This is a genomic window from Palleronia pelagia, assembly GCF_900110115.1.
GTDB classification, from domain to species: Bacteria; Pseudomonadota; Alphaproteobacteria; order Rhodobacterales; family Rhodobacteraceae; genus Palleronia; species Palleronia pelagia.
The window spans coordinates 26862-51768 of the sequence record NZ_FOCM01000010.1; the positions used below are offsets into that span (position 1 = coordinate 26862).

Annotated in this window: 25 protein-coding genes and 1 tRNA gene; 14 read left to right on the forward strand and 12 right to left on the reverse strand. The window is 67.1% G+C overall.

Going from position 1 to position 24907, the window contains the following annotated elements; all coding sequences use genetic code 11:
- Positions 1-70: 70 nt before the first annotated feature.
- On the reverse strand, positions 71-310 hold the full coding sequence (locus BMX96_RS16985) for a hypothetical protein (RefSeq protein WP_139210136.1): 240 nt from the start codon (positions 308-310) through the stop codon (positions 71-73).
- A gap of 58 nt (positions 311-368) precedes the next feature.
- Here BMX96_RS16985 and BMX96_RS19415 point away from each other — a divergent pair, with 58 nt between their 5' ends.
- Entirely contained in the window at positions 369-683 is a 315-nt protein-coding gene (locus BMX96_RS19415) for a hypothetical protein (protein WP_139210137.1), read from the forward strand.
- Between the two features lie 558 nt (positions 684-1241).
- Positions 1242-2690, forward strand: a complete 1449-nt coding sequence (locus BMX96_RS16990) for a calcium-binding protein (protein WP_091846572.1) — start codon at positions 1242-1244, stop codon at positions 2688-2690.
- 640 nt (positions 2691-3330) lie between these two features.
- Here the strand turns inward: BMX96_RS16990 and BMX96_RS16995 are convergent.
- Positions 3331-5319 (reverse strand): bifunctional 2',3'-cyclic-nucleotide 2'-phosphodiesterase/3'-nucleotidase, encoded by a 1989-nt coding sequence (locus tag BMX96_RS16995; protein ID WP_091846573.1) that lies wholly within the window; start codon positions 5317-5319, stop codon positions 3331-3333.
- Positions 5320-5787: 468 nt separating this feature from the next.
- Between BMX96_RS16995 and BMX96_RS17000 the strand changes: the two genes are divergently transcribed.
- The 3 genes from BMX96_RS17000 to BMX96_RS17010 all read left to right on the forward strand — a co-directional run bounded on the left by BMX96_RS17000 (position 5788) and on the right by BMX96_RS17010 (position 8584).
- Positions 5788-6279, forward strand: a complete 492-nt coding sequence (locus tag BMX96_RS17000; protein ID WP_091846574.1) for a peptidase associated/transthyretin-like domain-containing protein — start codon at positions 5788-5790, stop codon at positions 6277-6279.
- Complete coding sequence (locus BMX96_RS17005; RefSeq protein ID WP_091846575.1) at positions 6251-6883, forward strand: ferric reductase-like transmembrane domain-containing protein; 633 nt, start codon at positions 6251-6253, stop codon at positions 6881-6883. The genes BMX96_RS17000 and BMX96_RS17005 overlap by 29 nt, the downstream gene beginning before the upstream one ends.
- An 81-nt stretch (positions 6884-6964) precedes the next feature.
- The gene (locus BMX96_RS17010; RefSeq protein WP_091846576.1) at positions 6965-8584 is read left to right on the forward strand and encodes an acyl-CoA dehydrogenase family protein; all 1620 of its coding nucleotides are present in this window, start codon (positions 6965-6967) and stop codon (positions 8582-8584) included.
- 104 nt (positions 8585-8688) lie between these two features.
- On the opposite strand, the gene BMX96_RS17015 is transcribed toward BMX96_RS17010, so the two are convergent.
- Both BMX96_RS17015 and BMX96_RS17020 read right to left on the reverse strand, forming a co-directional pair.
- Positions 8689-9360 (reverse strand): GntR family transcriptional regulator, encoded by a 672-nt coding sequence (locus BMX96_RS17015; RefSeq protein ID WP_091846627.1) that lies wholly within the window; start codon positions 9358-9360, stop codon positions 8689-8691.
- A gap of 32 nt (positions 9361-9392) precedes the next feature.
- Entirely contained in the window at positions 9393-10190 is a 798-nt protein-coding gene (locus tag BMX96_RS17020; protein WP_330220654.1) for a M48 family metallopeptidase, read from the reverse strand.
- A gap of 19 nt (positions 10191-10209) precedes the next feature.
- Between BMX96_RS17020 and BMX96_RS17025 the strand changes: the two genes are divergently transcribed.
- The 4 genes from BMX96_RS17025 (at position 10210) to BMX96_RS17040 (ending at position 11706) form a co-directional block, all read left to right on the forward strand.
- On the forward strand, positions 10210-10542 hold the full coding sequence (locus BMX96_RS17025; RefSeq protein WP_091846577.1) for a TIGR02300 family protein: 333 nt from the start codon (positions 10210-10212) through the stop codon (positions 10540-10542).
- 98 nt (positions 10543-10640) lie between these two features.
- Positions 10641-10716, forward strand: a tRNA-Ala gene (locus tag BMX96_RS17030).
- Positions 10717-10860: 144 nt separating this feature from the next.
- Positions 10861-11046, forward strand: coding sequence for a hypothetical protein (locus BMX96_RS17035; RefSeq protein ID WP_091846578.1), 186 nt, complete (start codon positions 10861-10863; stop codon positions 11044-11046).
- Positions 11047-11190: 144 nt separating this feature from the next.
- On the forward strand, positions 11191-11706 hold the full coding sequence (locus tag BMX96_RS17040; RefSeq protein WP_073129948.1) for a winged helix DNA-binding protein: 516 nt from the start codon (positions 11191-11193) through the stop codon (positions 11704-11706).
- 19 nt (positions 11707-11725) lie between these two features.
- Here the strand turns inward: BMX96_RS17040 and BMX96_RS17045 are convergent, their stop codons facing one another.
- The 3 genes from BMX96_RS17045 to BMX96_RS17055 form a co-directional block, all read right to left on the reverse strand.
- Complete coding sequence (locus tag BMX96_RS17045; protein WP_091846579.1) at positions 11726-13027, reverse strand: TRAP transporter large permease; 1302 nt, start codon at positions 13025-13027, stop codon at positions 11726-11728.
- Positions 13027-13551 (reverse strand): TRAP transporter small permease, encoded by a 525-nt coding sequence (locus tag BMX96_RS17050; protein WP_091846580.1) that lies wholly within the window; start codon positions 13549-13551, stop codon positions 13027-13029. Before BMX96_RS17050 ends, BMX96_RS17045 begins: the two co-directional genes overlap by 1 nt.
- 65 nt (positions 13552-13616) lie before the next feature.
- Positions 13617-14585 carry a TRAP transporter substrate-binding protein gene (locus BMX96_RS17055; protein ID WP_091846581.1) on the reverse strand — a complete coding sequence of 323 codons (969 nt, stop codon included), beginning with the start codon at positions 14583-14585 and terminating at the stop codon, positions 13617-13619.
- Between the two features lie 101 nt (positions 14586-14686).
- Between BMX96_RS17055 and BMX96_RS17060 the strand changes: the two genes are divergently transcribed.
- From BMX96_RS17060 to BMX96_RS17070, 3 genes are read left to right on the forward strand one after another with little or no spacing between them, the layout of a single operon-like run.
- Entirely contained in the window at positions 14687-15445 is a 759-nt protein-coding gene (locus BMX96_RS17060; RefSeq protein ID WP_091846582.1) for a 5-oxoprolinase subunit B family protein, read from the forward strand.
- On the forward strand, positions 15442-16464 hold the full coding sequence (locus BMX96_RS17065) for a 5-oxoprolinase subunit C family protein (protein WP_091846583.1): 1023 nt from the start codon (positions 15442-15444) through the stop codon (positions 16462-16464). The genes BMX96_RS17060 and BMX96_RS17065 overlap by 4 nt, the downstream gene beginning before the upstream one ends.
- Complete coding sequence (locus BMX96_RS17070) at positions 16461-17216, forward strand: LamB/YcsF family protein (protein WP_091846584.1); 756 nt, start codon at positions 16461-16463, stop codon at positions 17214-17216. The genes BMX96_RS17065 and BMX96_RS17070 overlap by 4 nt, the downstream gene beginning before the upstream one ends.
- 27 nt (positions 17217-17243) lie before the next feature.
- Here the strand turns inward: BMX96_RS17070 and BMX96_RS17075 are convergent, their stop codons facing one another.
- Both BMX96_RS17075 and deoC read right to left on the reverse strand, forming a co-directional pair.
- Positions 17244-19577 (reverse strand): aldehyde dehydrogenase family protein, encoded by a 2334-nt coding sequence (locus tag BMX96_RS17075; RefSeq protein ID WP_091846585.1) that lies wholly within the window; start codon positions 19575-19577, stop codon positions 17244-17246.
- 36 nt (positions 19578-19613) lie between these two features.
- The gene (gene deoC / locus BMX96_RS17080; RefSeq protein WP_073129922.1) at positions 19614-20591 is read right to left on the reverse strand and encodes a deoxyribose-phosphate aldolase; all 978 of its coding nucleotides are present in this window, start codon (positions 20589-20591) and stop codon (positions 19614-19616) included.
- A 150-nt stretch (positions 20592-20741) separates the two neighbouring features.
- Here deoC and rpe point away from each other — a divergent pair, with 150 nt between their 5' ends.
- A complete protein-coding gene (gene rpe, locus BMX96_RS17085) occupies positions 20742-21422 on the forward strand; it encodes a ribulose-phosphate 3-epimerase (RefSeq protein WP_073129918.1) in 681 nt (226 codons plus the stop codon).
- Positions 21423-21449: 27 nt separating this feature from the next.
- Here rpe and BMX96_RS17090 read toward each other — a convergent pair whose 3' ends face one another.
- The 3 genes from BMX96_RS17090 to BMX96_RS17100 all read right to left on the reverse strand — a co-directional run bounded on the left by BMX96_RS17090 (position 21450) and on the right by BMX96_RS17100 (position 23759).
- Positions 21450-22103: a DUF1523 family protein gene (locus BMX96_RS17090; protein WP_073129913.1), complete on the reverse strand. Its 654-nt coding sequence runs from the start codon at positions 22101-22103 to the stop codon at positions 21450-21452.
- 19 nt (positions 22104-22122) lie between these two features.
- Positions 22123-22440 (reverse strand): hypothetical protein, encoded by a 318-nt coding sequence (locus tag BMX96_RS17095; RefSeq protein WP_091846586.1) that lies wholly within the window; start codon positions 22438-22440, stop codon positions 22123-22125.
- A 107-nt stretch (positions 22441-22547) separates the two neighbouring features.
- Positions 22548-23759: an aminopeptidase P family protein gene (locus tag BMX96_RS17100; protein ID WP_091846587.1), complete on the reverse strand. Its 1212-nt coding sequence runs from the start codon at positions 23757-23759 to the stop codon at positions 22548-22550.
- A gap of 149 nt (positions 23760-23908) precedes the next feature.
- Here BMX96_RS17100 and BMX96_RS17105 point away from each other — a divergent pair, with 149 nt between their 5' ends.
- Positions 23909-24901 carry a P1 family peptidase gene (locus BMX96_RS17105; RefSeq protein WP_091846588.1) on the forward strand — a complete coding sequence of 331 codons (993 nt, stop codon included), beginning with the start codon at positions 23909-23911 and terminating at the stop codon, positions 24899-24901.
- The last annotated feature ends 6 nt before the right edge of the window (positions 24902-24907 follow it).

Consider the following 24907-nt stretch of genomic DNA (forward strand, 5'->3'; position numbering starts at 1 on the left):
GTGTCCGAGCGCGGAATAGAAAAACGCGGCCCTCGCCGACGCTGCGGGTCCAGACCACGGGCATCACGGCTCACGCCGTCTCGGGCGCATGTTCACCAGAAAAGATGGTCGTCGCCAACACCTCGTTTTCTGGAGGCCCATGCATGAAATACTGCTCGGGAAGATAGTCGAACCCCTCGGTGCCCGCGGTGAGAAAATGCTCGGGGCGCGTCGCGTCAATGTCGGAGTCGATGATGTCACAGGGATGCGCAATCCATTGGCCACCCGCCGTGAACTGGTAATCCGGCGATCCGCGCAACGCGTCGCCCACGCCGCCGCGACGCCCGCCAAGCCCGACGCCGCACGCCACCGCCTTGCGCAGGCGTTCGATGTCATTTGTCGTCGGCCACCTGCGTGACCCTGGGCAGTATCAGGTCGAACTCTTCCAGCGGTTCGATGCGCAGCGCCTCAAGGGCATCCACTTCCATTTCGAGGGAGTGTCCGTCCCGACTGGGGAGACGGGCGGAATCACGAGCGCGCGGATCGGCGAAGATCAGATCATCGCGATCCTAAAGCAGCAGGGGATGGGAACTCTTCAAGACAACTGGGCGGGGCTGACAGATCGCGCGCCCCGACATCGGCTTTTTCCAGAGGCCCAGTTGCCAAGCATCGATTCAGAGGGTTTAAATGCAACCATGAGTTGATTCGTGGAGAGGTGGTTGGATGCGCAAAGAGGACGTGGTGTCTTCTCGGCAGTCTGCCGGCGGCGAAGGACTGGAAACAAGGTTAATCGACGGAAAAAAGATGTGGTGTCATCCGTCCTATCGACCTGATGAATCTGTTTCGCGCCTGGGTAACTGAACAAGTTACTTTTCGGCAAGATTTTCAGCTCGGATCTTCAGGAAATGGAAATCGGAGAGGGACCGATCGAATGATAGATCGACTTCAATACTGCTCCGCGCCATCCCCTCGAAGGGGAAGCCGATAGTGTCAAACTCCGCAATCTACGCACTGGTTTGCGACGAACATTCTGGAGATGATCAGATTCCGACAAGGCTTTCGCGATACTGATCAGTCCTTCACGAAAAATGGCGCTATCGAAACCAACCTGTCTTTGGGACCCGTTCGAAATGAACGTCACTCATCCCGGGCACAGGCTCCATCTCGATCAAACGCGCGTCCGGAAAATACACCTTTTCCGATCGAATGGCGAAACGCTTCAACCTGTCAAAGATCAACAAGTCAAAACCTAGGAGAATAATATGGCGAGTGATAATGGAGCGGGATATATCAGTGGAACCCGGGGCGATGATGCAATTGACGTTATCGCAGAGGTATCTACCGCCCAGATCCATGCCTACGCCAAGGCCGGGAGGGATCTGATAAATATCATATTCAAGCCAATCAATCAGTTCGCACACGCCCACCACGTTCGCGGCGATGGCACTGGCGGGCCGGACGACTCCACGACCGATAGGAGCGCTGATACCTTCAACTTTACGAACTCAGCAGCGGAAAGCTCGAATAGCTTTGAGAATATCGATGATGTTTATGTTGGCCGCATCGAGGATTTTGATGCGAGCCGGGATACATTGGAGATCCAGGGTGTCACGATTTCTCTATCCGAATTGATGATCGGCTTTGGAACGACAGGCGGATACGAATGGCGCGTTGTCCACTATGAGACGGACCCGACGGATAGTGCCGTCGGAGACCAGCAATGGCTGCTCATCGACACCGGTGACGGGTACATATTCTACGCCCTCGAGGGCGCGAGGGTCACCAACGGAGACGGTCGCTCGGACGGTCAAGAATGGGACCCGGCGACACTTTCATGGCGGGCAGTCCCCGGTAACTACGAAGCCCATTTCGTAGGTGCAGGCAATCTGCCTCGGGCTGAACTGACCGATCTGGAGCAACTGCCAACATTCGGATTTATAGACCCGGTCAATTATATCCCAGCGGGCTACACAGTGCTCGACGGCGTGATGATCAATGACGACGACAATTCGTATGCTGATACTCTGGCGGTAATCTTGGGTAGCGGTTTCGCGGACCTCATAGCGGCCGGACTCAACGACGACACCGTCAGAGCAGGTGCGGGCTCTGACTCGGTTTGGGGGGGGAGCGGAAATGATGTGTTGTTCGGTCAAACCGGCGACGACTTCATCTGGGGCAATATGGGAGACGACAGTAGCTTCGGGGGCGATGGTAATGATGTGCTATCTGGAGGCCACGGAAACGACAGGATTGAAGGAGGCTCCGGTGCCGACCATATCGAAGGCAATGAAGGGGCGGACTTTCTGATCGGTCAGGCCGGCGACGATGTCCTGAACGGGAACGCGCTGAGCGATACATTGTACGGCGGAGATGGAGATGACTTCATAAATGGCGGCTTCGGATCAGACCAAATCGTTAGCGGTTCTGGAAATGACCGAATTTATCACGCGGGTGTTTCGGGTCACGGTTCGGATTGGGTGCAGGACTTCGATGGGGATGTCGATGTCCTTTTGCTTGGAAAGCCAAATGCGGATTCGGCAGATTTGCACGTAAATTTCGCTTCATCTGCAAACAGCGGGTCACCGGATGTAGACGAGGCTTTCGTGATCTTCAAAGCCACTGGCCAAATTCTATGGGCGCTTGTGGATGGCGCGGGGCTTGAGCGGATAAACGTTCAAGCTGGTCCTGCAACGTTCGATCTACTCGCCTGAAAAAATGGCTTCGATCGTTCCTTAATGTACTTTGCTCGTTGAGAACTGGATCGCTCGAAGTTGGAGTTGCTCGCGAAGCCCTCTTGGCTGGGAAAGGAAGCGCTTGCGTGCATCATTGTTCAAGTAGGCTCAGAAGGCGTTGGTTCTGACGCTGGGTGAGTGACGGACGCCGGTTGTGGAGAGGGTTGGCGCCAAGCTGGCATGAGCCAGTTGACTGCAGCTCAACTTTAACAAGAACTATGGCGTCCGTTTGCGGGCGAGATGCACCGGCTGGAGGGGGATCAGGAAACGGTCCGGCGGACCCTTTCCCGATGCGCCTCAACGGACGTTTCCCAGATGGCTTTCGCGACCAGACGCGGATCTCACTCTGACCGATGCCCGCGAACCGTGGTCCCTTCATCCCGTCCGTCCCCTTGGTCGGAAGAGAGTCCACTTCGAAACGGAGGAAGACGCGGGGCTCAGCTCATGAGCGCAACGCGGTCCTCGCCGGCATCTGACAGACGCCATGCGAACCGCGCCCCCGGGTTCAGGTCCCTGAGCTCAGGCGAGCAGCGCCCGAGCCTCGCACGCGGCGGCATAGCGCGGGCAACTGCCCCGAGAACCGTTGACCCCGGATGCCGCGTTTCAGGCCGGCCTCCGACTAGAGCGTCAGCCGGAAGCGTGCGAAGCCAGTGTCGGTCATATCGACGAACTCCACCTCGGCCGCCGTCACGAGGTCCACGTAATCGCGCGCCTTCGGACCGGTCTCGAACGTGACGCTGGTGTCGTCGAGCGGGGCGAAGGACCAGTTGAAATCCGCGCTCGGGTTGATGGTCCCCTGTTCGAGGATGTAGCGCACGATCACGTCGCGGTTGGTGTCGGGTGCGACCAGGATCACCGACCCGTCGTCGATACCGGGGAAGTTGCCGCCACCTCCGGCCCTGTAGTTGTTCGTCGCGACCACGAAGGACTGCGTCTCGTCGATGGGCGCGCCCTCGAATTGCAGGTCGACGATCCGGTGCGCCTCGGGGTTCACGAGATTACCCTCGACGTCGTAGCGCGACGGCTGCGACAGGTCGATCCGGTAGGTCACACCGTCGATCACGTCGAAATTGTAGGACGGGAACTCCGGGTTCAGCAGCGGCGTGTCGGACGCGCCCGGCTCAATCTGATTGAACATGCCGGCCGAGCGTTCCAGCCATTCGCGCACGTCCGCGCCGGTGACCTTCACCGCCTGCACGGTGTTGGGATAGAGATACAGGTCGGCCACGTTCTTGATGGCCACCGGCCCCGCGGGCACGTCGGTGTAGTATTCAGGGCCACCGCGGCCGCCCGCCTTGAAGGGTGCCGCGGCCGACAGGACCGGAACGTCCGCGTTCTCGGTCCCTCCGAGCAGTTGCCCGACATACCAGCGTTGGGCCTGCGATACGATCTGCACCGATGGATCGTCGGCCACCTGCGCGAAGTAGGAAAAGAGCGGCGCCGACGTCTCGCCCACGGCGCGGCGCACATAGGCCAAGGTCTCTTCGTGCTCGGTCTCGGTCGCATCGAGCACCGCGGGTTCGCTTTCGACCAGCGGCGTGCGCTCGCCGTCCACCCGCTCCATGATCGGGCGGTTCTCGACCTCGGCCGAGGCCACGCGCCAGCCCTCGCCGTCGCGCTCGAGCAGCAGGTCGATCAGGCCCATATGCGAGCCCCAGAAATTCGCCATGACCGCGGGCTTGCCCATGAGCGTTCCCGCCGCCGCGTCCACGCCGTCGATTCCCTCGTAGCTTTCACCGGGGAACAGGCGGTGATGGTGACCCGCCATGATGACGTCGATTCCGTCCACCTCGGCGAGGTAGAGCGACGCGTTCTCCATCCCCTCGACAAAGGGCGCCTCGATACCCGAATGCGATAGCGCGACGACGATATCGGCGCCCTCTTCCTTCAGGCGCGGCACGTAGGCGCGCGCTGTCTCGACGATGTCGCGCGCCGCGACGTTGCCTTCCAGGTGGCGCTTGTCCCAGGTCATGATCTGCGGCGGCACGAAACCGATCACGCCGATGCGGATCAGGTGCGCCTCGCCGGCCCCGTCCACGACCTCGCGGTCGAGAATGACGTAAGGCGGCACCAGCGTGTCGTCCTCGAGCGGCGACGCGCCCAGCGGCACGCGGGCGACATTGGCCGAAACAACGGGAAACTCCGCGTCATCAATGGCTTCCATCAGGTAGTCGAGGCCGTAGTTGAACTCGTGGTTGCCGAGGGTCGAGGCATCGAAACCCAGGACGTTCATGGCCGTGATCATGGGATGCACGACGCCGTCCGGGAGCCCTTTCTCGAAGGCCATGTAGTCGCCCATGGGATTGCCCTGGATGAAATCACCGTTGTCGAACAGCACGGAATTCGACGCCTCGGACCGGACTTCGGCGATCCGGGCGGCCGTACGGGCCAGGCCGAAATCGTCGACCGCGCGGTCGGCGTAATAGTCGTAAGGCCAGACATGGACGTGCAGGTCGGTGGTTTCCATCAGCCGCAGATGCGCCTGGCCCGCCTGGGCCTTCGCCGAGAAAGGATGCAGGGCTGCCATGCCGCCAAGCGCGGCGCCGGTCGCGAGAAAATCGCGCCGCGTGACGGGACGTGCGAGTGCGCGGGAATCGGGTCGTGACATGGCGTATCTCCGGTGGGTCGGGATTCGGGCTGGTTACCCGGGAAGGCTAGTCTCAGTCAGCCTGGCTGAAAAGATGCTCTCGGGATCCCGCCCAGCGGTAGCAGTGACGTCGATGGGATCATGGGCACATTACCGCCGGCAGGCGTCCGGGCCGTTATCTTCGCGACGGGATCGCGAGGGCCGAGCGAGGCCGCCGGAATTGCTTCGGAGGGGCAGGTCCGGGCGATCATCGATCGCTCAAGCGACGTGTTGGTCGATGCACATCCCTTCGGCCAGGCGAGCTCCTCGTCCTGCAAGTTGCCGCGGCCGGGTCGCGCCGATCCTTCGCACGCAACGGCCAAGGGTCGCGGCAGCGGATCCCGGGACCGGCACTCCATCGACCATGGTCCTTCACGGTGCCGTCAGGTCGGGTTCATCGGCCATCGCCCCGGTGCTATCTACCAGTCATACCGATTGGAGGTCCGAAACATGAGTTCCCTCATACAGACGCGCCGCCGCCTGCTCGGGCTTGTCGGCGGGACCGTAGGTGCGGCGGCCTTGGGCGGCCTGAGCGTCCCAGCCAGCGCCGCCGGACTGGCGCCCACGCCGACCATGCGCGGCGGGGCGAACAACTACCGCCCCGGCGCGCCGGTGGTCGACCGCATCGGTGGTGGCGGCTTCCTGATGACCGGCACCGTTCGCCGCGCGGGCGACGGCGCCCCCCTGCCCGGCCAGCGCATCCAGATATGGGCGCATACCACCGAAGGTCACGAGCGTGACCCCGAAAGCCACGGCGCCACCCTGACCGATGACGAAGGCCGGTTCACGATGGACATGCCGCAAATCGTGCCCGCCTTCGGACAGGCCCACGGGCACCTGGCCTATGACAGCGGCGACTTCCAGACCGTTTTCCTGCGACCGGTGATGTCCTCGCCGCGCGACACGACGCTGCATGTGGACTTCGTCCTTCAACCGGCCTGAGACGCGAGCCGCGCGCCACCGGAAATGGCTTGCCTGGGGCGCACTGGTCATCGTGCTCGCGGTTCCGCTCGGCGTGGCCGCTGCCTCGCCCCTGCTGGCGTGGCGTCAGCCCATCTACATCATCGGCGGCTTCGCGGGAATCGTCGGATTGTGCCTGATGCTGGTGCAACCGCTCTTGGCCCTGGGCGCGCTGCCCGGGCTATCGGGTGCAACCGCGCGCCGGGCTCACCGGGTCACCGGACACGCGCTGGTCGCGGCCATCGTGCTGCACGTCGCCGCTCTGTGGATCACCAGTCCGCCGGATATGCTGGATGCCCTCGCCTTCGCGGCGCCGACCCTGTTCTCCACGCTGGGCGTGATGGCCATGTGGCTCGTGCTGGCCACCGGCGCGTTGGCGCTGCTGCGCAAGCGGCTGCGACTGAGCCCCCGTCGATGGCGGCGACTTCATCTTCCTGCGGTGGTGGCGATCGTGGGCCTCAGCGTCGGCCACGCGGTTCTCATCCAGGGCACCATGGGCTGGTGGTCGAAGCTCGCCCTGTCGGGATTGCTGATCGCGGCCGCGCTGACAGCGGTCTGGCGGTCGCTGCCGCGCAGCCCGCGGTGACGCAAGGGCGGCGCTTTCCACGGGCGACGCTGCATGGTTTCCTGACCCTGCCCGTTGCCACCTGCCGAAAGGCCCCATGCCGTGACGCTTCCCCCGCGCAGTGATCTCGACACCCACGAGGTGCTCAACCAGCCGCCCCATCGCGGCGATTCAGACCTGTTCGCCGGCGACCCGCTGTTGCTACACCTTCTGCCGCCCGTAACGCGGGATGACCCAGAGCTCGCGGCCTATGGCGCGGCCTTGGGCCAGGCGACCCGGCGGCAGGCCGCCCGAGACGCCAACCGCCACGCGCCCGAACTGCGCTTGTTCGACCCGGCGGGGCGCCGACTGGACGAGGTCGCCTTTCATCCTGCGTATCACGCGTTCATGAGCCTCTCCGCCGGTGCGGGCTACCACAGTCGCGCGTGGGAGCCCGGGGGAAACCACCAGGCCCATGCCGCCTGCGTTTACCTCGCCAGCCAGGTCGAGCCCGGGCATTGCTGCCCGCTGACCATGACCTACGCCGCGCGACCCGTGCTCCGGGCCGCCGGTCCGGCCACGGAGACATGGGCACAGGCCGCGCTGTCCCGCGAGTACGACCCGTCCGTGGCGCCGGTCACCGCCAAGCGCGGCGCGACCATCGGCATGGCCATGACCGAGAAGCAGGGCGGATCGGACGTACGCGCCAACAGCACCCGCGCCGCGCGGGACGGCGACCACTGGCGGCTGACCGGGCACAAGTGGTTCTGCTCGGCGCCCATGTCGGATGCCTTCCTGACCCTCGCGCAGACCGATGCGGGGCTCGGCTGCTTCCTCGTCCCGCGCTGGCTCGAGGACGCGCGCAACGGGATCGAGATCCAGCGCCTGAAGGACAAGCTCGGCAACCGGTCGAACGCCTCGGCCGAGATCGTCTACCGCAACGCGCTGGCCCTGCCGCTGGGCGATCCTGGCGACGGCGTGCGCACCATTGTCGAGATGGTGCACCACACGCGGCTCGACACCGCGATGGCGCCCGTGGGGCTCATGCGCGCCGCGCTGGCCGAGGCGCACCACTGGGCCGTCCACCGCACGGCGTTCCAGCGGCGGCTGATCGACCAGCCGCTCATGGCCGCGCTGCTGGACGACCTGGCACTGGACGTGGCGGGCGGCCTCGCCCTGGCGCTGCGGGTGGCGCGCGCCTTCGACGGCGACGATCCGCAGGACCGCGCCTTCGCCCGGGTCGGCGTCGCGCTGGCCAAGTTCCTGAACAACAAGCTCTGCCCCCTGGTGGTGGGCGAATGCATGGAGGCGCTCGGCGGGATGGGTTACGTCGAGGATACCGCCCTGCCCCTGCTCTACCGCGAGGCGCCGCTGAACGGGATCTGGGAAGGCTCGGCCAACGTCATCTGTCTCGACATCCTGCGCAGCCTCGCGCGGGCGCCCGGCGCGGCCGAAGCGCTGGACGCCACGCTCGACGCCGCGCGCGGCAATGACGGCCTTTACGACGCGGGGCTGGCGGCGCATCGCGCGCAATGGCCGGGCGCCGTGCCCGAGCCCGAGGCGCGCTGGTTCGCCGAAAGCGCAGCCACGCTCCTCTCGGCCGCGGCACTGATCGAGGCCGGACACCCGTTGGCCCCGGCCTTCTGCGCGACACGCCTGGACCCCGGGCGGGGCCGGACGCGCGGGGCGCTGCCCGACGGCGCAGGACGCGGCGCGCATGCCCACCTGTTCACCTCGGACTAAGAGCCGCGCCACCCGACTTCATCTTTCCGTAAATACCTCCGGGGGAGTCCGCGCAGCGGACGGGGGCGGCGCCCCCTCGACCATGGCCCACCCGCGCCGGTCCCTCAGCGCGCGGCGCCCTCGCCCGACAGGATCATGCGCAACCCGTGGGTCACGTCGCTGCGTACGGCCAGCCGCAGCCCGGGCTCGTCCCCGGCCTCGAGCGCGGCCAGGATCGCGCGGTGTCCCTGCGGCGCCTGGGTGCGCCCCATCCGGCCGTAGAGACTGCGCATGGTCGGTCCCAGCTGCAGCCAGACGGTTTCGGCCATGGCCAGCATCGCGGGCGCCTGCGCGCGCAGGTAGAGCATCCGGTGAAATTCCAGGTTCAGGCGCAGGTAGCCCACGGCATCTCGCTTCACGATCACCTGGCTGATCGACTCGTTCACCACGCGCATTCGGTCGATCATGGCGATATGGGCCCGCGGCAGGGCGCGGCTGGCCAGTTCCACCTCGATCAGCGCACGCAGGGCGGCCAGCTCCTCGATCCGGTCGGGGGAAAGCTCGGGCGTGGTGACGCGCCCCGAGCTCGACAGCGTCAGCGCGCCCTCGGCCACAAGGCGGCGCACGGCCTCGCGCGCGGGGGTCATGGACACGTCGAACTGCCGCCCGATCCCGCGCAGGGTCAGCGCCGCGCCCGGCGCGATCTCGCCATGCATGATCTGCAGCCGCAGCGCGCGGTAGACCCGGTCATGGGCCGATTGGGTCTGGGGCGGCTCGGGCCGGTTCTGCATCAACATGGGCGGCATGATTGTCCCGCGCCCGGGCGGCGTCAATCGTCGAAGCGCCACGCGTGAAGGGTCGCGCCTTGGGCGCGCAGCCAGTCGCGCTGAACCTTCCAGTCGGGCCGCAGACGCGCGACCACCGACCAGAACGCGGGCGAATGATCCATGTGGACGAGATGCGCGACCTCGTGGGCCGCGACGTAATCCAGCACTTCGGGCGGCGCCAACGCCAGGCGCCACGAATACATGAGATTGCCCTGCCACGAGCACGACCCCCAGCGCGACCGCGTGTCTCGCAGGGTGATGCGTCCGGCCTTGCGGTCCACCGCGCGGGCATAACGGTGGCTCGCCTCGGCCAGGGCCTCACGCGCGGCGTCCATCACCAGCTTCTGCACCTGCGGCCCAACCGGGCGTGCGCGGTTCACCGTCAGGCAATCGCCCGACATCTTCGCCCGGAGCCCCGCCTCGACCCGGCGGGGCCGGCCCAGGACGGGCAGATGCGCGCCCAGCACGACCGGGGATTGCGCCACGCGCTTCGCCAGGTGCTGCCGGATCCAGTCCGACCGCTCCTGCGCGAAGGCCAGGCCGCTGCTGTCGGACACGCCCGGCGGCAGGCTCAGCGTCACGCGCCCGTCCAGCCCCGACACCCGCAGGCTGATCCGGCGCGCGCGGCCCGACCGGCGCAGCACGACGGTGACCGGGGGATCGCCGGGCAGGACCTTCACATCTTCATCGCGCGCTCCCATATCCTCGGCATAGCTTTCACCAACGGTCCAGACCAGCCCGCGAAAGGCTTTGACAGCCTTGCGCACCTGTGGCAGGTGGCGGCCTGATTTCACGGACATGCGCAAGAAGGGGTCTCTCATGCCCAAGGAAGAATGGGGAACCAAGCGGGTCTGCCCAACGACCGGCAAGCGGTTCTATGATCTGAACGCCAACCCTGTCGTCAGCCCCTACACGGGCGAGGTGGTCCAGCTGGATACCGGCAAGGGCGGCCGCACCATGGTGGCCGACAAGGCCGACAAGGAATCGAAGAAGAAGGACCAGGTCGAGGACGACGAGGAAGTCATCCTGGACGACGACAGCGAATCGTCCGATGTCGATCTGGGCGATGACGTCCTTGAAGACGACGACGATGACGATGATGTCTCGCTGGATGACATCGCTGACGTGGCGTCGAACGACGACGACAGCTGATGCAGAGAACTTGGGGGGATCGGCGCGTTTTTCTGCTTGAACCCCCCCGGATCCGTCTCTAAGACGGCGCACATCGCAGGGCAGAGGCCCTGCACCAAGGGCCCTTAGCTCAGCTGGGAGAGCGCCTGCATGGCATGCAGGAGGTCAGCGGTTCGATCCCGCTAGGGTCCACCAAATCCCCCCATCTCGAAAATTCCCGTTTTCTGGCCGCCCAGCTTTTTTTGGCGTCTCTGAGTCGAATTTTACCGGTCTCTTTAAGGCCGGATTCACCAATGTCAGCATAAGTTGACACAAGTGAAATTGACAGCGAGAGCTCTGATGCGAAACGAACTTTCCACCGAACGCGATCGGATAAAGCTGAGCGCCCGCTTGGCACGGTGGAACGGATTTTCCGGCCTGGCCGATGCACTGGACGGGCTTGCGGACGACCTTGACCAGCAGATCGGCACGGCCGCCCTGCCCGCCTGGCAACTTGCGAAGGTCGAAGCATCCCCTTCGGAATAGTCACCCACGTCGCGGACGGGGATCGGCCCGGATCGTAGGCGGCACCGTGACGCATGCGCTCGATGCGCGGTCGTTGAGACGCGGCCTCGCCAGGGCCCGCTCTTATTGATAACTTATCGTCAAGTTATCAAGGAAGGGCAGCTTATGAGCGACCAGCCAACCCGCCGCATCGTGTCGTCCCGCCACCTGGCCGAGGGCGATTCCTGGGAAATGTCCGAGCTGGAATACGGGCTGATCGTGGCCCACAACGCCTTCTACCGGTGGATGACGAAATGCATGGCGGCCAGCGGGATGCCCGAGCTGGGACCGCTGGAAATCCTGGTTCTGCACAATGCCAACCACCGCGACCGCGAAAAGCGCGTGGGCGACATCTGTTTCCTGCTGAACATCGAGGACACCCACACCGTGACATACGCCCTGCGCAAGCTGGTCAAGCTGGACCTGCTGACCGCCGAGAAGCGCGGCAAAGAGGTGTTCTACACGACGTCGGACGCGGGCCGGGACCTGTGCGACCGCTATCGCACGCTCCGGCAGCAATGCCTGTTGCAGGGGCTGCCCGGCGCCGGCGTCGACGGCCAGGCCCTGCGCGAGGCCGCGGCGCTGTTGCGCGGTCTATCGGGCCAATACGACCAGGCCAGCCGCGCCGCCGCGTCGCTCTGAGCCGCGGCACCCGGCGCCGTCAGTTGCCCATGGCGTTGGGCAGCACGGTGACGATGCCCGGGAACAGGGTGATCAGCGCGGCACCCAGCAGCAGCAGCAGGAAGAACGGCAAGGCCGCCTTCGCCACGCGCAGGATGTTGATCCCCGTCAGCCCCTGGATGACGAACAGGTTGAACCCCACCGGCGGCGTGATCTGGCTCATCTCGACCACCAGCACCAGGTAGATGCCAAACCACAGCCGGTCGATCCCCGCCGCCTCGACCATGGGCAGGATGATCGACGTGGTCAGCACCACGATGGAAATGCCGTCGAGGAAACAGCCCAGGACGATGAAGAACACCGTCAGCGCCGCCAGCAGCGCGTAGGTCGGAAGCTCGAACGATCCGATCCAGGCCGCCAGGTTGCGCGGGATCCCGGTGAAGCCCATGGCGATGGACAGGAACGCGGCGCCCAGCAGGATGAAGGCGATCATGCACGAGGTTCGCGTCGCCCCCATCAGCGCCGCCTTGAACTCGGCCCAGCCGAAGGACGACGACATGGACGCGAGGATCAGCGACAGGAACACCCCCACCGCCGCGGCGTCCGTGGGCGACGCGATCCCGGTGTAGATCGAGCCGATCACCCCCGCGATCAGCAACACCACCGGCACCAACCGGCGCGAGGCTTTGAGCTTCTCCATCAGCGAAAAGTCACCCGCCTCGACCGGGATGAGATCGCGGTTCATCAGCGCGCGCACGGCGACGTAGCCCGCGAACAGCCCCACCAGCAGCAGGCCCGGAAGGATACCGGCCACGAACAGCCGCGCGATGCTCTGCTCGGTCGCGACGCCGTAGACGATCAGGATGATCGATGGCGGGATCAGCAGGCCCAGCGTCGCCGATCCGGCCAGCGTGCCCAGGATCAAGCTTTCGGGATAACCGCGCGATTTCAGCTCGGGCACGCTCATCTTGCCGATGGTGGCGGCGGTGGCGGCGGACGAGCCCGAGACGGCGGCGAAGATCGCGCAGCCCAGGATGTTGACGTGCAGCAGCCGCCCCGGCGCCCGGCCGAGCCACGGTGCGAGCCCGCTGAACATGTCCTCGGACAGCCTCGATCGCAGGAGGATCTCCCCCATCAGGATGAACAGCGGCAGCGCCGCCAGCGGCCAGCTGTGCGAATGCCCCCACAACGTGGTGGCCAGCACCAGGCCCTCGGGCGCGTTGGTGAAGAAAGCCATGGCGACGAAGGCCATGACCATGAGCGACAGCGCGACCCACAGCCCCATGGCCAGCAGCGCGATCAGCAGCCCGAACAGGACGGCAAACGTGGCGGGATCGCTCATCACGCATCCCCCTCGTCGATCAGGACGGGGCGGCCCGTGCGGATGGCCTCGACCAACGTATCGACCAGCGCCACGCATAGAAGACCCAGCCCCACCACCATTGGGATCTGCGGGATCCAAAGCGGCACGGCGATGATGCCCGTGGACTGGTCACCGTAGTGCCAGCTTTCGCCCACCAGCATGGCGGTCCAGTAGGTGGCGATGGCGATCATGCCCGCCCCCACCGCCAGGACGGCGACCTCGGACAGCCAGGTCAGCCGCGGCGGAAACCGCTGCACCAGCAGGTTCACCCGGATATGGACGCCGTGGCGCAGGGTCGAGGCCGCGGCAAGGAACGTCGCCGCCGCCAGCGCGAAGCCGGCGAAATCGGCGTAAGAGGGAATGGTGAAGTTCACGCCCGTGCCGCCCAGCCGCGAGATCACGTTCAGCGCCACCTGAAGGGTCACCACGGCGCAGATCCCGAGAATGGACAGCGCGGCCAGCCAGCCGGCGCCCCAGTAAAGCGTATCAAGAAACCGTCGCATCCCCTGCCCCCTTGGATAGAAAAAAGCCCCCGGCGATCAGGCCGGGGGCGGTGCGAACCGTGGTATCAGTTCCGGTAGGCGTCGAGGATTTCCTTCGCCTCGTCGCTGGCGTTCTCGTCCCAGGTCTCGAGCATGTCCTGCCCGATGGCCTGGAGGCCGGCGACCAGTTCTTCCGACGGCTCGTAGACGGTGATGCCGTTATCGGCCAGTTCCTGCGTCTTCTCCTCGGCCTCGGCCATGGACATCTCCCAACCGCGCTGCTCGGCGGCTTCGGCGGCGTCCATGATGGCCTGCTGCTGATCTTCGGGCAGGCGGTCGAAGGCGCGCTGGTTCACCACGACGAGGTTCTTCGGCACCCAGGCGTTGATGGGCGAGTAGTGGCTGAGGAAGTCCCACGCCTTCGAGTTTGCGCCGGTCGAGGGCGAGGTGATCATCGCTTCGACCTGGCCGGTGCTGAAGGCCTGCGGGATATCCGGCGCCTCGACCTGCACGGGGGCGGCGCCGGCCAGCGCGGCGAATTCCTCGAGCTGGGCGTTGTAGGCGCGGAAACGCAGACCGTTCAGGTCGTCCACCGTCTCGATCTCGCCGGTGGTATAAAGACCCTGCGCGGGCCACGGGACCGAGAACAGCGGCATCAGCCCCTCGGCGGCCAGCAGTTCGGTGATGACGGGCTCCTGCGCCTCCCACAGCTTGCGCGCATCCTCGTAGGAGGTGGCGACGAAGGGCTGCGAGTCGAGCCCGTAGGCCGCGTCCTCGTTCGACAGGCGCGACAGGAAGAACTCACCGATCGGCACCTGCATCGACCGTACCGCGCCCTTGATCTCGGCGTGGGGGAACAGCGAGCCGGCCGAGTGGATGGTGAAATCAAGCCCGCCATCGGTCGCGGCCTCCACCTCTTCGGCGAATTGCTGGATGTTGGCGGTGTGGAAGATGCCGTCGCCGTAGGGCGTGGGGAAATCCCACGTGTCGCCCAGCACGGGCGTCGCGGCCACGGCAAGGCCGGCGGCGAAAAGGCTGTGGTGAAGCTTGGTCATGTGTCTCTCTCCTGTTGGTGTCGGTTTTTATTGGCGGAACGTTGACACTTTATCATCATATCGTCAATGTTTCGATTGAGGTAACACGAGGCGCCAGGGAAATGAGCCTGCCGGATACCCTTTTCGACCGCCCCGACCCGCCCCGCCTGACGCCCCTGGGGCTGGACGGGATGCTCATCACCTTTTCCGACCGGATGGACGACGCCGCGAATCGCGCGGCACTCGCCTTCCGGGACCGGATCGATGCCGAAGGGTGGCCCGGCCTGCGCGAAACGGCAACGTCACTGTGCTCGGCCTATGTCTCGTTCGACCCCGCGACCTTGCCGCCGGCGGATTTGCAGGCGCGGCTGCGCGAAATCCTTGCGGATCGTGACTGGCTGGCCGCGGATCTGCCGGCGAACCGTACGCTCTGGACCGTCCCGGCCAGCTTCGAGGGGGACCACGCCCCGCAGCTGGCCGACGCGGCCGAGCTTGCCGGTCTGAGCGTCGAGGCCGCGGTGCGCGAGATCTGCGCCCGGCCCCTGCGCGCGCTGGCGCTGGGATACGCGCCAGGCCAGGCCTATCTCGGGCAGATGGACGACCATTGGGATCTGGCCCGCCAGAAGGACCTGACCCCGACGGTCAAGGAAGGCGCCGTGGTCACCGCCGTGCGCCAGCTCATCATCTTCGCCACTTCGGGTCCCACGGGCTGGCGGCAGGTGGGCATGACGCGCTTCAAGGCGTTCCGGCCCGACGATCCCGACCGCCCCATCGCCTTCGCGCCCGGCGACGAGGTGCAGCTGCGGGCCGTCTCCGCCGACGAACTGGAGCGCTTGGCCCAAGAACCGCTGGCGGGCGCCACGCACGAGGCGATCCGATGAGCACGCTTACGGTGCAGAAGATCGGACCCGGCGCGTCGGTGCAGGATCTCGGCCGCCGCGGCTGGCTGAGCCAGGGCCTGTCGCGCGGCGGCGCGGCCGACCGGCTCGCCTTGCTCGAGGGCGCCGCGCTGCTGGAGCAGTCGCCCGATCTCGCCGCGCTGGAGCTGTCGGCCATGGGCGGAAGCTTCACCGTCGACGCCCCGACGCGCATCGCGCTGACCGGTGCGCCCATGCGCGCCAGCCTTGACGGCGAGCCGCTGCGCTGGTCGGCATCGCACCTGGTGAAGCCGGGACAGACCCTTGCGCTCGGCCCCGCGACCTCGGGTGTGTGGTCCTACCTGAGCGTCGGCGGCGGTATCGACACGGCGCCGATCCTCGGCAGCCGCGCGGCCCACCTTGCCCTCGGGTTGGGACCGAAGCTGGAGACCGGCACAGAACTGCCAATGGGCAAGGACAAGGGCGGCCCGGTCGAGCAGATCCTCGAGGTTTCGGACCGGTTCAAGGGCGGCGACATCCGCATCCTGCCATCGACCCACACGGCGCTGTTCGCGCGCGAGGACCTGGAGCGGTTCACCGAGACGACCTTCACCCGGGACCAGCGCGGCAACCGGCAGGGCGTGCGCCTGAACCACGACGGCGCGCCCTTCGCCACCCGCGACCAGCTGGGTCTCGTGTCCGAGGTCATCGTCCCGGGCGACATCCAGATGACAGGTGAAGGCACGCCCTACATTTTGCTGCCCGAGTGCCAGACCACCGGCGGCTATCCCCGCATCGGCAGCGTCCTGCCCGTGGACCTGCCGAAGGCCGCGCAGGCCGCGCCGGGCGCGAAGCTGCGCTTTGCCTTCGTCGACCGCGACGCCGCGCTCGCCGCCCACCAGTCCGAAGACGCGCAGCTGACCGCGCTGAAGAAGGCGGTGCGCCCGCTGGTGCGCGATCCGGCCAAGATGCGCGACCTGCTGAGCTATCAACTCATCTCCGGCGTCACCGCCGGCCGCCCCGAGACAGGAGACACGCAATGACCACCGTCGATCTGAACGCCGACATGGGCGAAAGCTTCGGCCCTTGGAAGATGGGCGACGATACAGCGCTTCTGGACATCATCAGCTCGGCCAACATTGCCTGCGGGTTCCACGCGGGTGATCCGGACGTGATGGCGGCGACCATGGCGCGGGCGGTGAAGAACGACGTGGGCATCGGCGCGCATCCGGGCTTTCCCGACCTCCAGGGCTTCGGGCGGCGCAAGATGACCATGCGCCCCGACGAGGTCGCCCACCTGGTGCAGTACCAGCTGGGCGCCGCGCAGGCGATGGCGAAGGCCGCCGGCGGCGCGGTGCGACACCTCAAGCTGCACGGCGCCTTGTCGAACATGGCCATGGTGGACGGCGAACTGGCGCGGCGCGCCTATGACGCGGCGCTGCAGGTGGACCCGGATCTCATCATCATGGTGCTGGCCGCGACCCCCATGCAGGAGGCGGCCGAGGCCCTTGGCGCCAACATGGCCTGCGAGATCTTCGCCGATCGCGGCTACAACGACGACGGCACGCTGATCCAGCGCGGCACGCCCGGCGCGATGATCACCGATGCCGACGAGGCGGCCGAGCGGATCAGCGCCATGGTGCGCCAAGGCGCCATCATCGCCGCCTCGGGCCGTGAGATCGAGGCGCGGATCGACACGATCTGCCTGCACGGGGACGAGCCGTCGGCGGTCGCCGCCGCCCGCACCCTGCGCGCGCGGCTCGAATCCGACGGCGTGACCATCAAACGCTTCTGATCCCCGAAAAGTCGAAGGCGACCCGGGTCAGCCCTCGCCGTAGGGGATCCAGACCGTCTTCACCTCGGTCGCCTGCGCGAGGAAGGTGTGCGCATCGGTCACCGACCAGTCCCGCGCCCGGCCATTGTTGACCCAGGTGCGTTTCAGGTTGTGCGCCGACTCGGCCTCTATCGTGGCCGAGATATCCGACGACGAGAACGACCAGACGGAGTCGACATCCATGTGCCCGCCCATCTGCGCGGCCAGCTCGTTCGCGTCGCCGGTCAGGATGTTCACCACCCCGCCGGGCACGTCGGACGTCTCCAGCACCTGGTAGAAATCCGTGGCCGCCAGCGGAAAGGCGGTCGAGGCGACGGTCACCGTGCGGTTGCCCATGGCCATGGCCGGCGCGATGACCGAGACTAGGCCCAGAAGCGGCATCTCGTCCGGGGCGAACTGACCGATGACGCCCACCGGCTCGTTCATGGCCAGCGCGACGCCGCGGATCGGCACGCCCTTGGCGCGGCCGTCGTACTTGTCGGCCCAGGCCGCCCAGGTGAACAGCCGGCCGACGCTGGCCGCAACCTCGGTCTCGGCCTGCTTGGCGGTGGCCCCGGTCATGTCGCTGATCCGGGCGGCAAATTCCCCCGCGCGGGCCGACAGGTTCTCGCCTATGTAATACAGGATCTGCGCGCGTTGATGCCCCGTGGTCTTCGACCACGCCCCCGCCCCGCGGGCCGCTTCGACCGCGTTGCGCAGGTCCTTGCGGTTGGCAAGGCCCACATGCCCCAGAAGCGCGCCCTTGGGCGACCACACGGCGCGCGAGTAGCCGCCATCGGGCCGCGCCTGCTTGCCGCCGACATAAAGCTTCGCCGTCCGGTCCAGCCCCGTGACCTTCGCCTCCTTCGGCGCGGCCACCGGCGCGACCGGTTTCAGCGCCTTGCCCTCGGGGCCCTTCACGTAGGCGCGCAGCCCTTCCCAGCCGCCTTCGCGGCCAAAGCCGCTTTCACGCACACCGCCGAAACCGGCCGCCGCGTCCATCATGTTGGTGCCGTTCACCCAGACGATGCCCGAGGCGAGCTTGGGCGCGATGTCGAGCGCCAGGTTCACGTTCTCGGTCCAGACCGTCGCCGCCAGGCCATAGCGCGTGTTGTTGGCAAGGCTCACCGCCTCGGCCGGGGTGCGAAAGGTGGTGCCGACCAGCACCGGGCCGAAGATCTCGTCCTGCATCAGCGGATCGGCAGGATCGAGCCCGGTGATCAGCGTCGGCGGATAGAAACAGCCCTCGGGCGCGTCACCGCGATGAACCTGGCCCGTCGTCCCGTCGACCATGGCCGCGATGCGGTCGCGCTGCACCGGGTCGACGATGGCGCCCATGTCGATGCACTTGTCCAGCGGATCACCCACGCGCAGCTTGGCCATCCGGGTGCGCAAGCGGTCGTGGAAATCCTCGGCGATGCCTTCCTGCACGATCAGCCGCGATCCGGCGCAGCAGACTTGCCCACCGTTGAACCAGATGGCGTCGACGATGCCCTCGACCGCCGAGTCGAGATCGGCGTCGTCGAACACGATGAAGGGCGACTTGCCGCCTAGTTCCAGCGTCAGCGCCTTGCCGCTGCCGGCGGTGGCGCGGCGAATGGCCTTGCCCACCTCGGTCGAGCCGGTGAAGGCGACCTTGTCCACGTCGGCACCCACCACGGCCTCGCCCACCGCGCCGTCGCCGGTCACGATGTTCAGAACGCCCTTGGGCAGCCCGGCCTCGCGCGCGAGATCGGCGAAGGCCAGCGCCGTCAGCGGCGTCCACTCGGCGGGCTTCAGCACGACGGTGTTGCCCATGGCCAGCGCCGGCGCGACTTTCCAAGCCAGCATCAGCAGGGGGAAGTTCCACGGGATCACCTGGCCGCAGACGCCCAGCGCCCGCGCGCCCGGCAGCTCGTCTTCCATGATCTGCGCCATGCCGGCGTGGTAATAGAAATGCCGCGCCACCAGCGACACGTCGATGTCGCGCGCCTCGCGGATCGGCTTGCCGCTGTCGAGGGTTTCGAGAACCGCGAACAGCCGCGACTGTTTCTGGATGATCCGCGCCAGCGCGTAGAGGATGCGCGCCCGGCCCGGTCCGCCCAGCTTCTCCCAGCCGGGCTGGGCCTTGCGGGCCGCCGCCACCGCCGCCGTGACGTCCTCGGGCGTGGCCTGCGTGACCTGCGCCAGCGTCTTGCCGGTCGCCGGGTTGCGCGTGTCGAAGCTGCTGCCCGGTTCGGTGAAGGTGCCGTCGACGAACAGGCCGAACCGGCCGTCATGGCCGTCGATCCACGCCATCGCCTCGGCGCTGCTTTCCGGCGCGGGGCCGTAGTCCATCGTCTCGAAGATCTCGGCCACGGTCATGGCTTCACCTTTCCGAAAATACCTTGAAAGCGCCGCCTACGACAGCGCGTGACGGTGCCCGGCCGAATAGCGCCCGGTGACATGGTGTTCGAGCTGCCGCTCGATATCGCCCAGAAGCGACGAGGCGCCGAAGCGGAAAAGATCGTTCCGCAGCCAGTCGTCGCCCAGTTCGTCCTTCATCAGAGCGAGATAGGTCAGCGCGTCCTTCGCCTTCGAGATCCCGCCCGCGGGCTTGTAGCCGACCTTCACGCCGGTCTGTCGCTGGTATTCGCGGATCGCGCGGACCATCACCAGGCTCACCGGCAGGGTCGCGTTCACCGACTCCTTGCCGGTCGATGTCTTGATGAAATCGGCCCCCGCCATCATGCAAACGTGCGACGCGCGGGCGACGTTGCGCAGCGACCCCAGCTCGCCCGTGGCGAGGATCGCCTTGACGTGTGCCGGTCCACAGGCCGCACGGAAGGCGCGCATTTCATCGTAAAGCGCCTGCCAGTTCCCGGTCAGCACGTGGCGGCGCGAGATGACGATGTCGATCTCGGACGCGCCGGCCTGCACGCTGCGCTCGATCTCGGCGATGCGCAGGTCCAGCGGCGACAGGCCCGCCGGAAAACCGGTGGAGACGGCCGCGACGGGGATCCCGCTGCCCTGAAGGGCCTCGATCGCCGGTTCGATCATGTCGTGATAAACACAGACGGCGCCCACGGTGATCGGCCCCATGCCCAACGCCTCGAGCAGGTCCGCGCGCACCGGCTGGCGCGCCTTGGCGCAAAGGCGGCGCACCCGGCCCGCGGTGTCGTCACCGGCCAGCGTCGTCAGGTCGATGCAGGTGATCGCGCGCAGCAGCCACGCCGCCTGCCAGTCCTTCTTGACCGACCGGCGTCCGGGCAGCGACGCCGCGCGACGCTCGATCGCCGAGGTGTTGGCCTGCACGGCGCGCACCCGGTCGAGATCGAAGGGCAATCCCGGGTTGCGCGCGTGGGCATGGGCATTCAGCTGGATGGCAGGGTCGGACATGATCAATCCTTTCAGGCGGCCCTTGTGCCAAATGTCCCCCCACCCCGCAAGCTTTCCCCCACGGTGGGCTACCGGCGGCGGGCGCTTGGCGCTATGCAGGCGGCACCGAACGCGCCCGGTGCGGCGCGCGCCCATCGAAGGAAGGCCGCCATGTCCCAGACCCTCATCGCTCCGTCGATCCTCGCCGCCGATTTCGCCAATTTCGGCGCCGAATGCCGCGCGGTCGAGCAGGCGGGCGCCGACTGGATCCACGTGGACGTGATGGACGGGCATTTTGTGCCGAACCTGACCTTCGGCCCGGCCATGGCAAAAGCGATCCGCCCGCATATCAAGGGGGTGATGGACGTGCACCTGATGATCGCGCCGGTCGACCCCTATATCGACGCCTTCGCCGACGCGGGCGCCGACATCCTGACCGCCCACGTGGAAGCCGGACCGCATATCCACCGCACGCTCCAGGCCATCCGCGCGGCCGGCATGCGGCCGGGCGTGGCGCTGAACCCCGGAACGCCGGCCAGCGCCGTGGCCCACGTGCTCGACCTCGTGGACCTCGTCTGCGTGATGACCGTGAACCCCGGCTTCGGCGGGCAGAGCTTCCTGGACATGACCGGCAAGATCGCCGAGCTGCGCGCCATGGCCGGTGACCGCCCCCTGCATATCGAGATCGACGGCGGGATCGACCCGAAGACCGCGCCGAAGGTCGTGCAGGCCGGGGCCGACGTGCTGGTGGCGGGCTCGGCCGTGTTCCGGGGCGGGTCGGTGGACGATCCCGAACCCTATGCGAAGAACATCAAGGCGATCCGCGACGCGGTCTCCGGCACTTGGGCCTGATCCGACGCCGCACGAGACGCCCCGCGCTCAGCCCTTGTCCCTGCCGGTCCAGCGATCCACCCAGCGGCGCCAGATCCGGCGCTTGTCGGCGGCGCGCAGTTCGACCTGGTCCCAGGTCTCGGACGCGTCCTCGACCAGCGGGTCGATCCGGCGACGGCGGAAATTCAGCCATGTGCGCCATAGGATCGCGACGATCAGCGCCAGCACGACCAGGAACACGATGTTGAACCACGGCACGAAGCTGGCATCCGGCCCACTCACCTGCCGCACCTTCACCGCGTTGGGGAAGGTCGTCAGCAGCTGCGACCGCCAGCCGTAGTGGGTCACCGCCACCCAGACCGGCGCATCGCGGGTCGAGATCAGGTCCGCCGCCTGCGCCTGAAGGTCCGAGCTGTCCAGCTTGAAATACGGCGGCCAGCCCCAGCCGGTATCCTCGTTGCGATAGACCTGCGGGCTGCCGTCGGGGTTCACGGCCTCGATGAAGCGGATGTCGCGGTTCACGCCCGCCTCGCCGCTGCCGGTGTCGCCGCCCGCCCAGAAGATCGAGTTGGTGCCGAAATCCATGCGCCGGATCTCGGTATTGACGATCCGCACGATGTCGCGCTGCGGCAGGGTGTAGTGCAGCACGGCGAATACCGCGAGCAGCCAGCCCAGGATCAACGTCCATTTCACGTAGCGCATGATCGTCCCCCTTGTCCGGCTACCATGTGGCCTTGGTCCAGCGGCGGGGCAACCCCGCAACGCTGAGCACCAGCACCGGCAACCAGATCAGCGCCGAGATCAGGCCGAGGCGCAGGCAATAAAAAACTGCGGCAAGGCCCTCGGGCAGTGTCGGCGGGGTCAGCGCGTAAAGCACCGCGAAGCCGGCGGCGGCGATCAGCCACATCAGCAGGACGGCGACGGCCGCCAGCAGCAGGAGCGGCTTCACACCCTCGGGAAAGAACCGCGCCAGCACGCGCGGCACGGCCCAGCCCAGCGCCGCGATCAGGATGGCGGGCAGGACGAGATGCAGCGTCACGGGCGGGCCCCTTGGGGGCTGAAAACTCGGGCAGGCAAGGTCGTCCCCGTCATGAAACGTCCTGCCGACCCTAACAGCCCCTGTTCCGCCCGTCACGCCGCCGGGCGTCAGCCCACCACGTTGAACCCCGGGCCATAGGGGTAGCCGGTGATGTTTTCAGCACCGTCGTCCCCCACCACGAGGATATCGTGCTCGCGGTAGCCGCCCGCACCCGGCGCACCCTCGGGCAAGGTCAGCATGGGCTCCATGCTGACCACCATCCCGGGGGCCAGCACGGTGTCGATATCCTCGCGCAGCTCAAGCCCCGCTTCGCGGCCGTAGTAATGCGACAACACCCCGAACGAATGGCCGTAGCCGAAGGTGCGGTATTGCAGCAGGTCGCGCTCGGCCAGGAAATCGTTGAGCTTGTGGGCGATCTCGGCGCAGGAGAGACCGGGCCGGATCAGCGACAGCCCGTATTCGTGCAGCGCGACGTTGGCCTCCCATATCTTCAGCGACGCGTCGTCGACCTCGCCCACGAAAAGCGTGCGCTCCAGCGCGGTGTAGTAGCCCGAAATCATGGGAAAGCAGTTCAGCGACAGGATATCGCCACGGCGCAGCTGGCGCGCGGTGACCGGATTGTGCGCGCCGTCGGTGTTCAGGCCCGACTGGAACCAGACCCAGGTGTCACGATATTCAGCCTCCGGAAAACGGCGGGCGATCTCGGTCTCCATGGCGTCGCGGCCCGCCATGGCGATATCGATTTCGCGCGCGCCCTCGCGCACCGCGTCGCGGATGGCATAGCCGCCGATATCGGCCACCGCCGCGCCCGCGCGGATCAGCTCAATCTCGGCCGGCGACTTGACCATCCGCTGGGCCATGGTGTCCGGGGCGATATCGGTGACCTGGGCGGGACTGAGAAACCCGTCCAGCTTGCCGCGCTGCATCAGGGTCAGGTGATCGCCCTCGATCCCCACATGGCCGCCCTGCCCCGCGACATGGGCCACCGCGCGCCAGAAGTTGTCGCGCCGCCAGTCGCTATAGGTGATCGCGTCGCCGTGACAGCGCCGCCACGGCTGGCCCGCGTCGATGCCCGCGCCGATCACCACGCTGTCGGTGGCCGTCACCACCAGGGCGTAGGGCCGCCCGAACGCGCAGTAGAGAAAGCCTGAATAGTAGGCGATGTTGTGCATCGAGGTCAGCACCGCCGCCGTGACGCCGCGCGCCGCCATGATGCCACGCAGCCCCGTCAGCCGCGCGTCATATTCCTCGGACACGAAGGGCAAAGGCGCCTTCCCGCCGTTGTGGAAGCGATAGAAATCCTGTCGGGTGTCGGTCATGTCGCATGCCTCCTGACCAAATGCGTCCCGGCGTTCAGGACGGATCGGAGCCATCGGCGGGCGACGCCATCGCCCGCGCTCGTGACCCGATTACTGCCCGCGCGACCCCGGCCTTGCAAGCCCTGCGGCGCGGCGCCACCATCGGCCCCATGGAGCATCCTTTCGCCCCCGGACCGCGCAACGCGATCACCGACGTGGCTGGCCTGAGTGTCGGGCAGGCACGGGACGAGACGCTGAAATCCGGCGTCAGCGTGGTATTGGGCGACGCGCCCATGGTCGCGGGGGTCCACGTGATGGGCGGCGCCCCGGGCACGCGGGACTGCGACCTCCTTGCGCCCGAGAACACGGTTCAGGCCGTCGACGCGCTGGTCCTGTCGGGCGGCTCGGCCTTCGGTCTGTCGGCGGCGGACGGCGTGATGGCCGCGCTGCGTGAACGCGGGCGCGGCTTCGCCGTGGGCGACGTGCGCGTGCCCATCGTGCCGGCGGCGATCCTGTTCGACCTGGCCGCCGGCGGTGATCACGGCTGGACCGAGAGCCCCTATCCCGAACTCGGCCGCCGCGCGGTCGAAAGCGCGGGGCCCGACATGGAACTGGGCAGCGTCGGCGCAGGAACGGGCGCGCTGGCGGGGAAGATCAAGGGCGGGATCGGCTCGGCCTCGGCGGTCCTGCCGGACGGAAGCACCGTGGGCGCGCTGGTCGCGGCGAACCCGGTGGGCAGCGTTGTGCACCCCGACACCGGCCAGTTCTGGGCCGCCGGCTTCGAGCAGGAAGACGAGTTCGGCGCGCGTGGCCTGACCCCTGCTGCCGGCGAGATGGACCTGCCCTCGCTGGTGAAGGGGGCCAACACGACCATCGCCGTGGTGGCCACCGATGCGCGGCTCGACAAGGCGCAGGCCACGCGGCTGGCCATGGTCGCCCATGACGGCATGGCCCGCGCGATCCTGCCGTCGCACACGCCCTTCGACGGGGACCTGGTCTTCGCTGCCGCGACCGGGCTGTGCGACGTGCCGGACGCCGCGGGCCTGCTGACGCTCGGGCACGCCGCCGCGCTGTGCTTGTCGCGCGCCATCGCGCGGGCAGTGTACCAAGCGCGCTCCGCGCCCGGCGACACGGTGCCGGCCTGGTCCGACCGCTACGGGTAGGCGCGT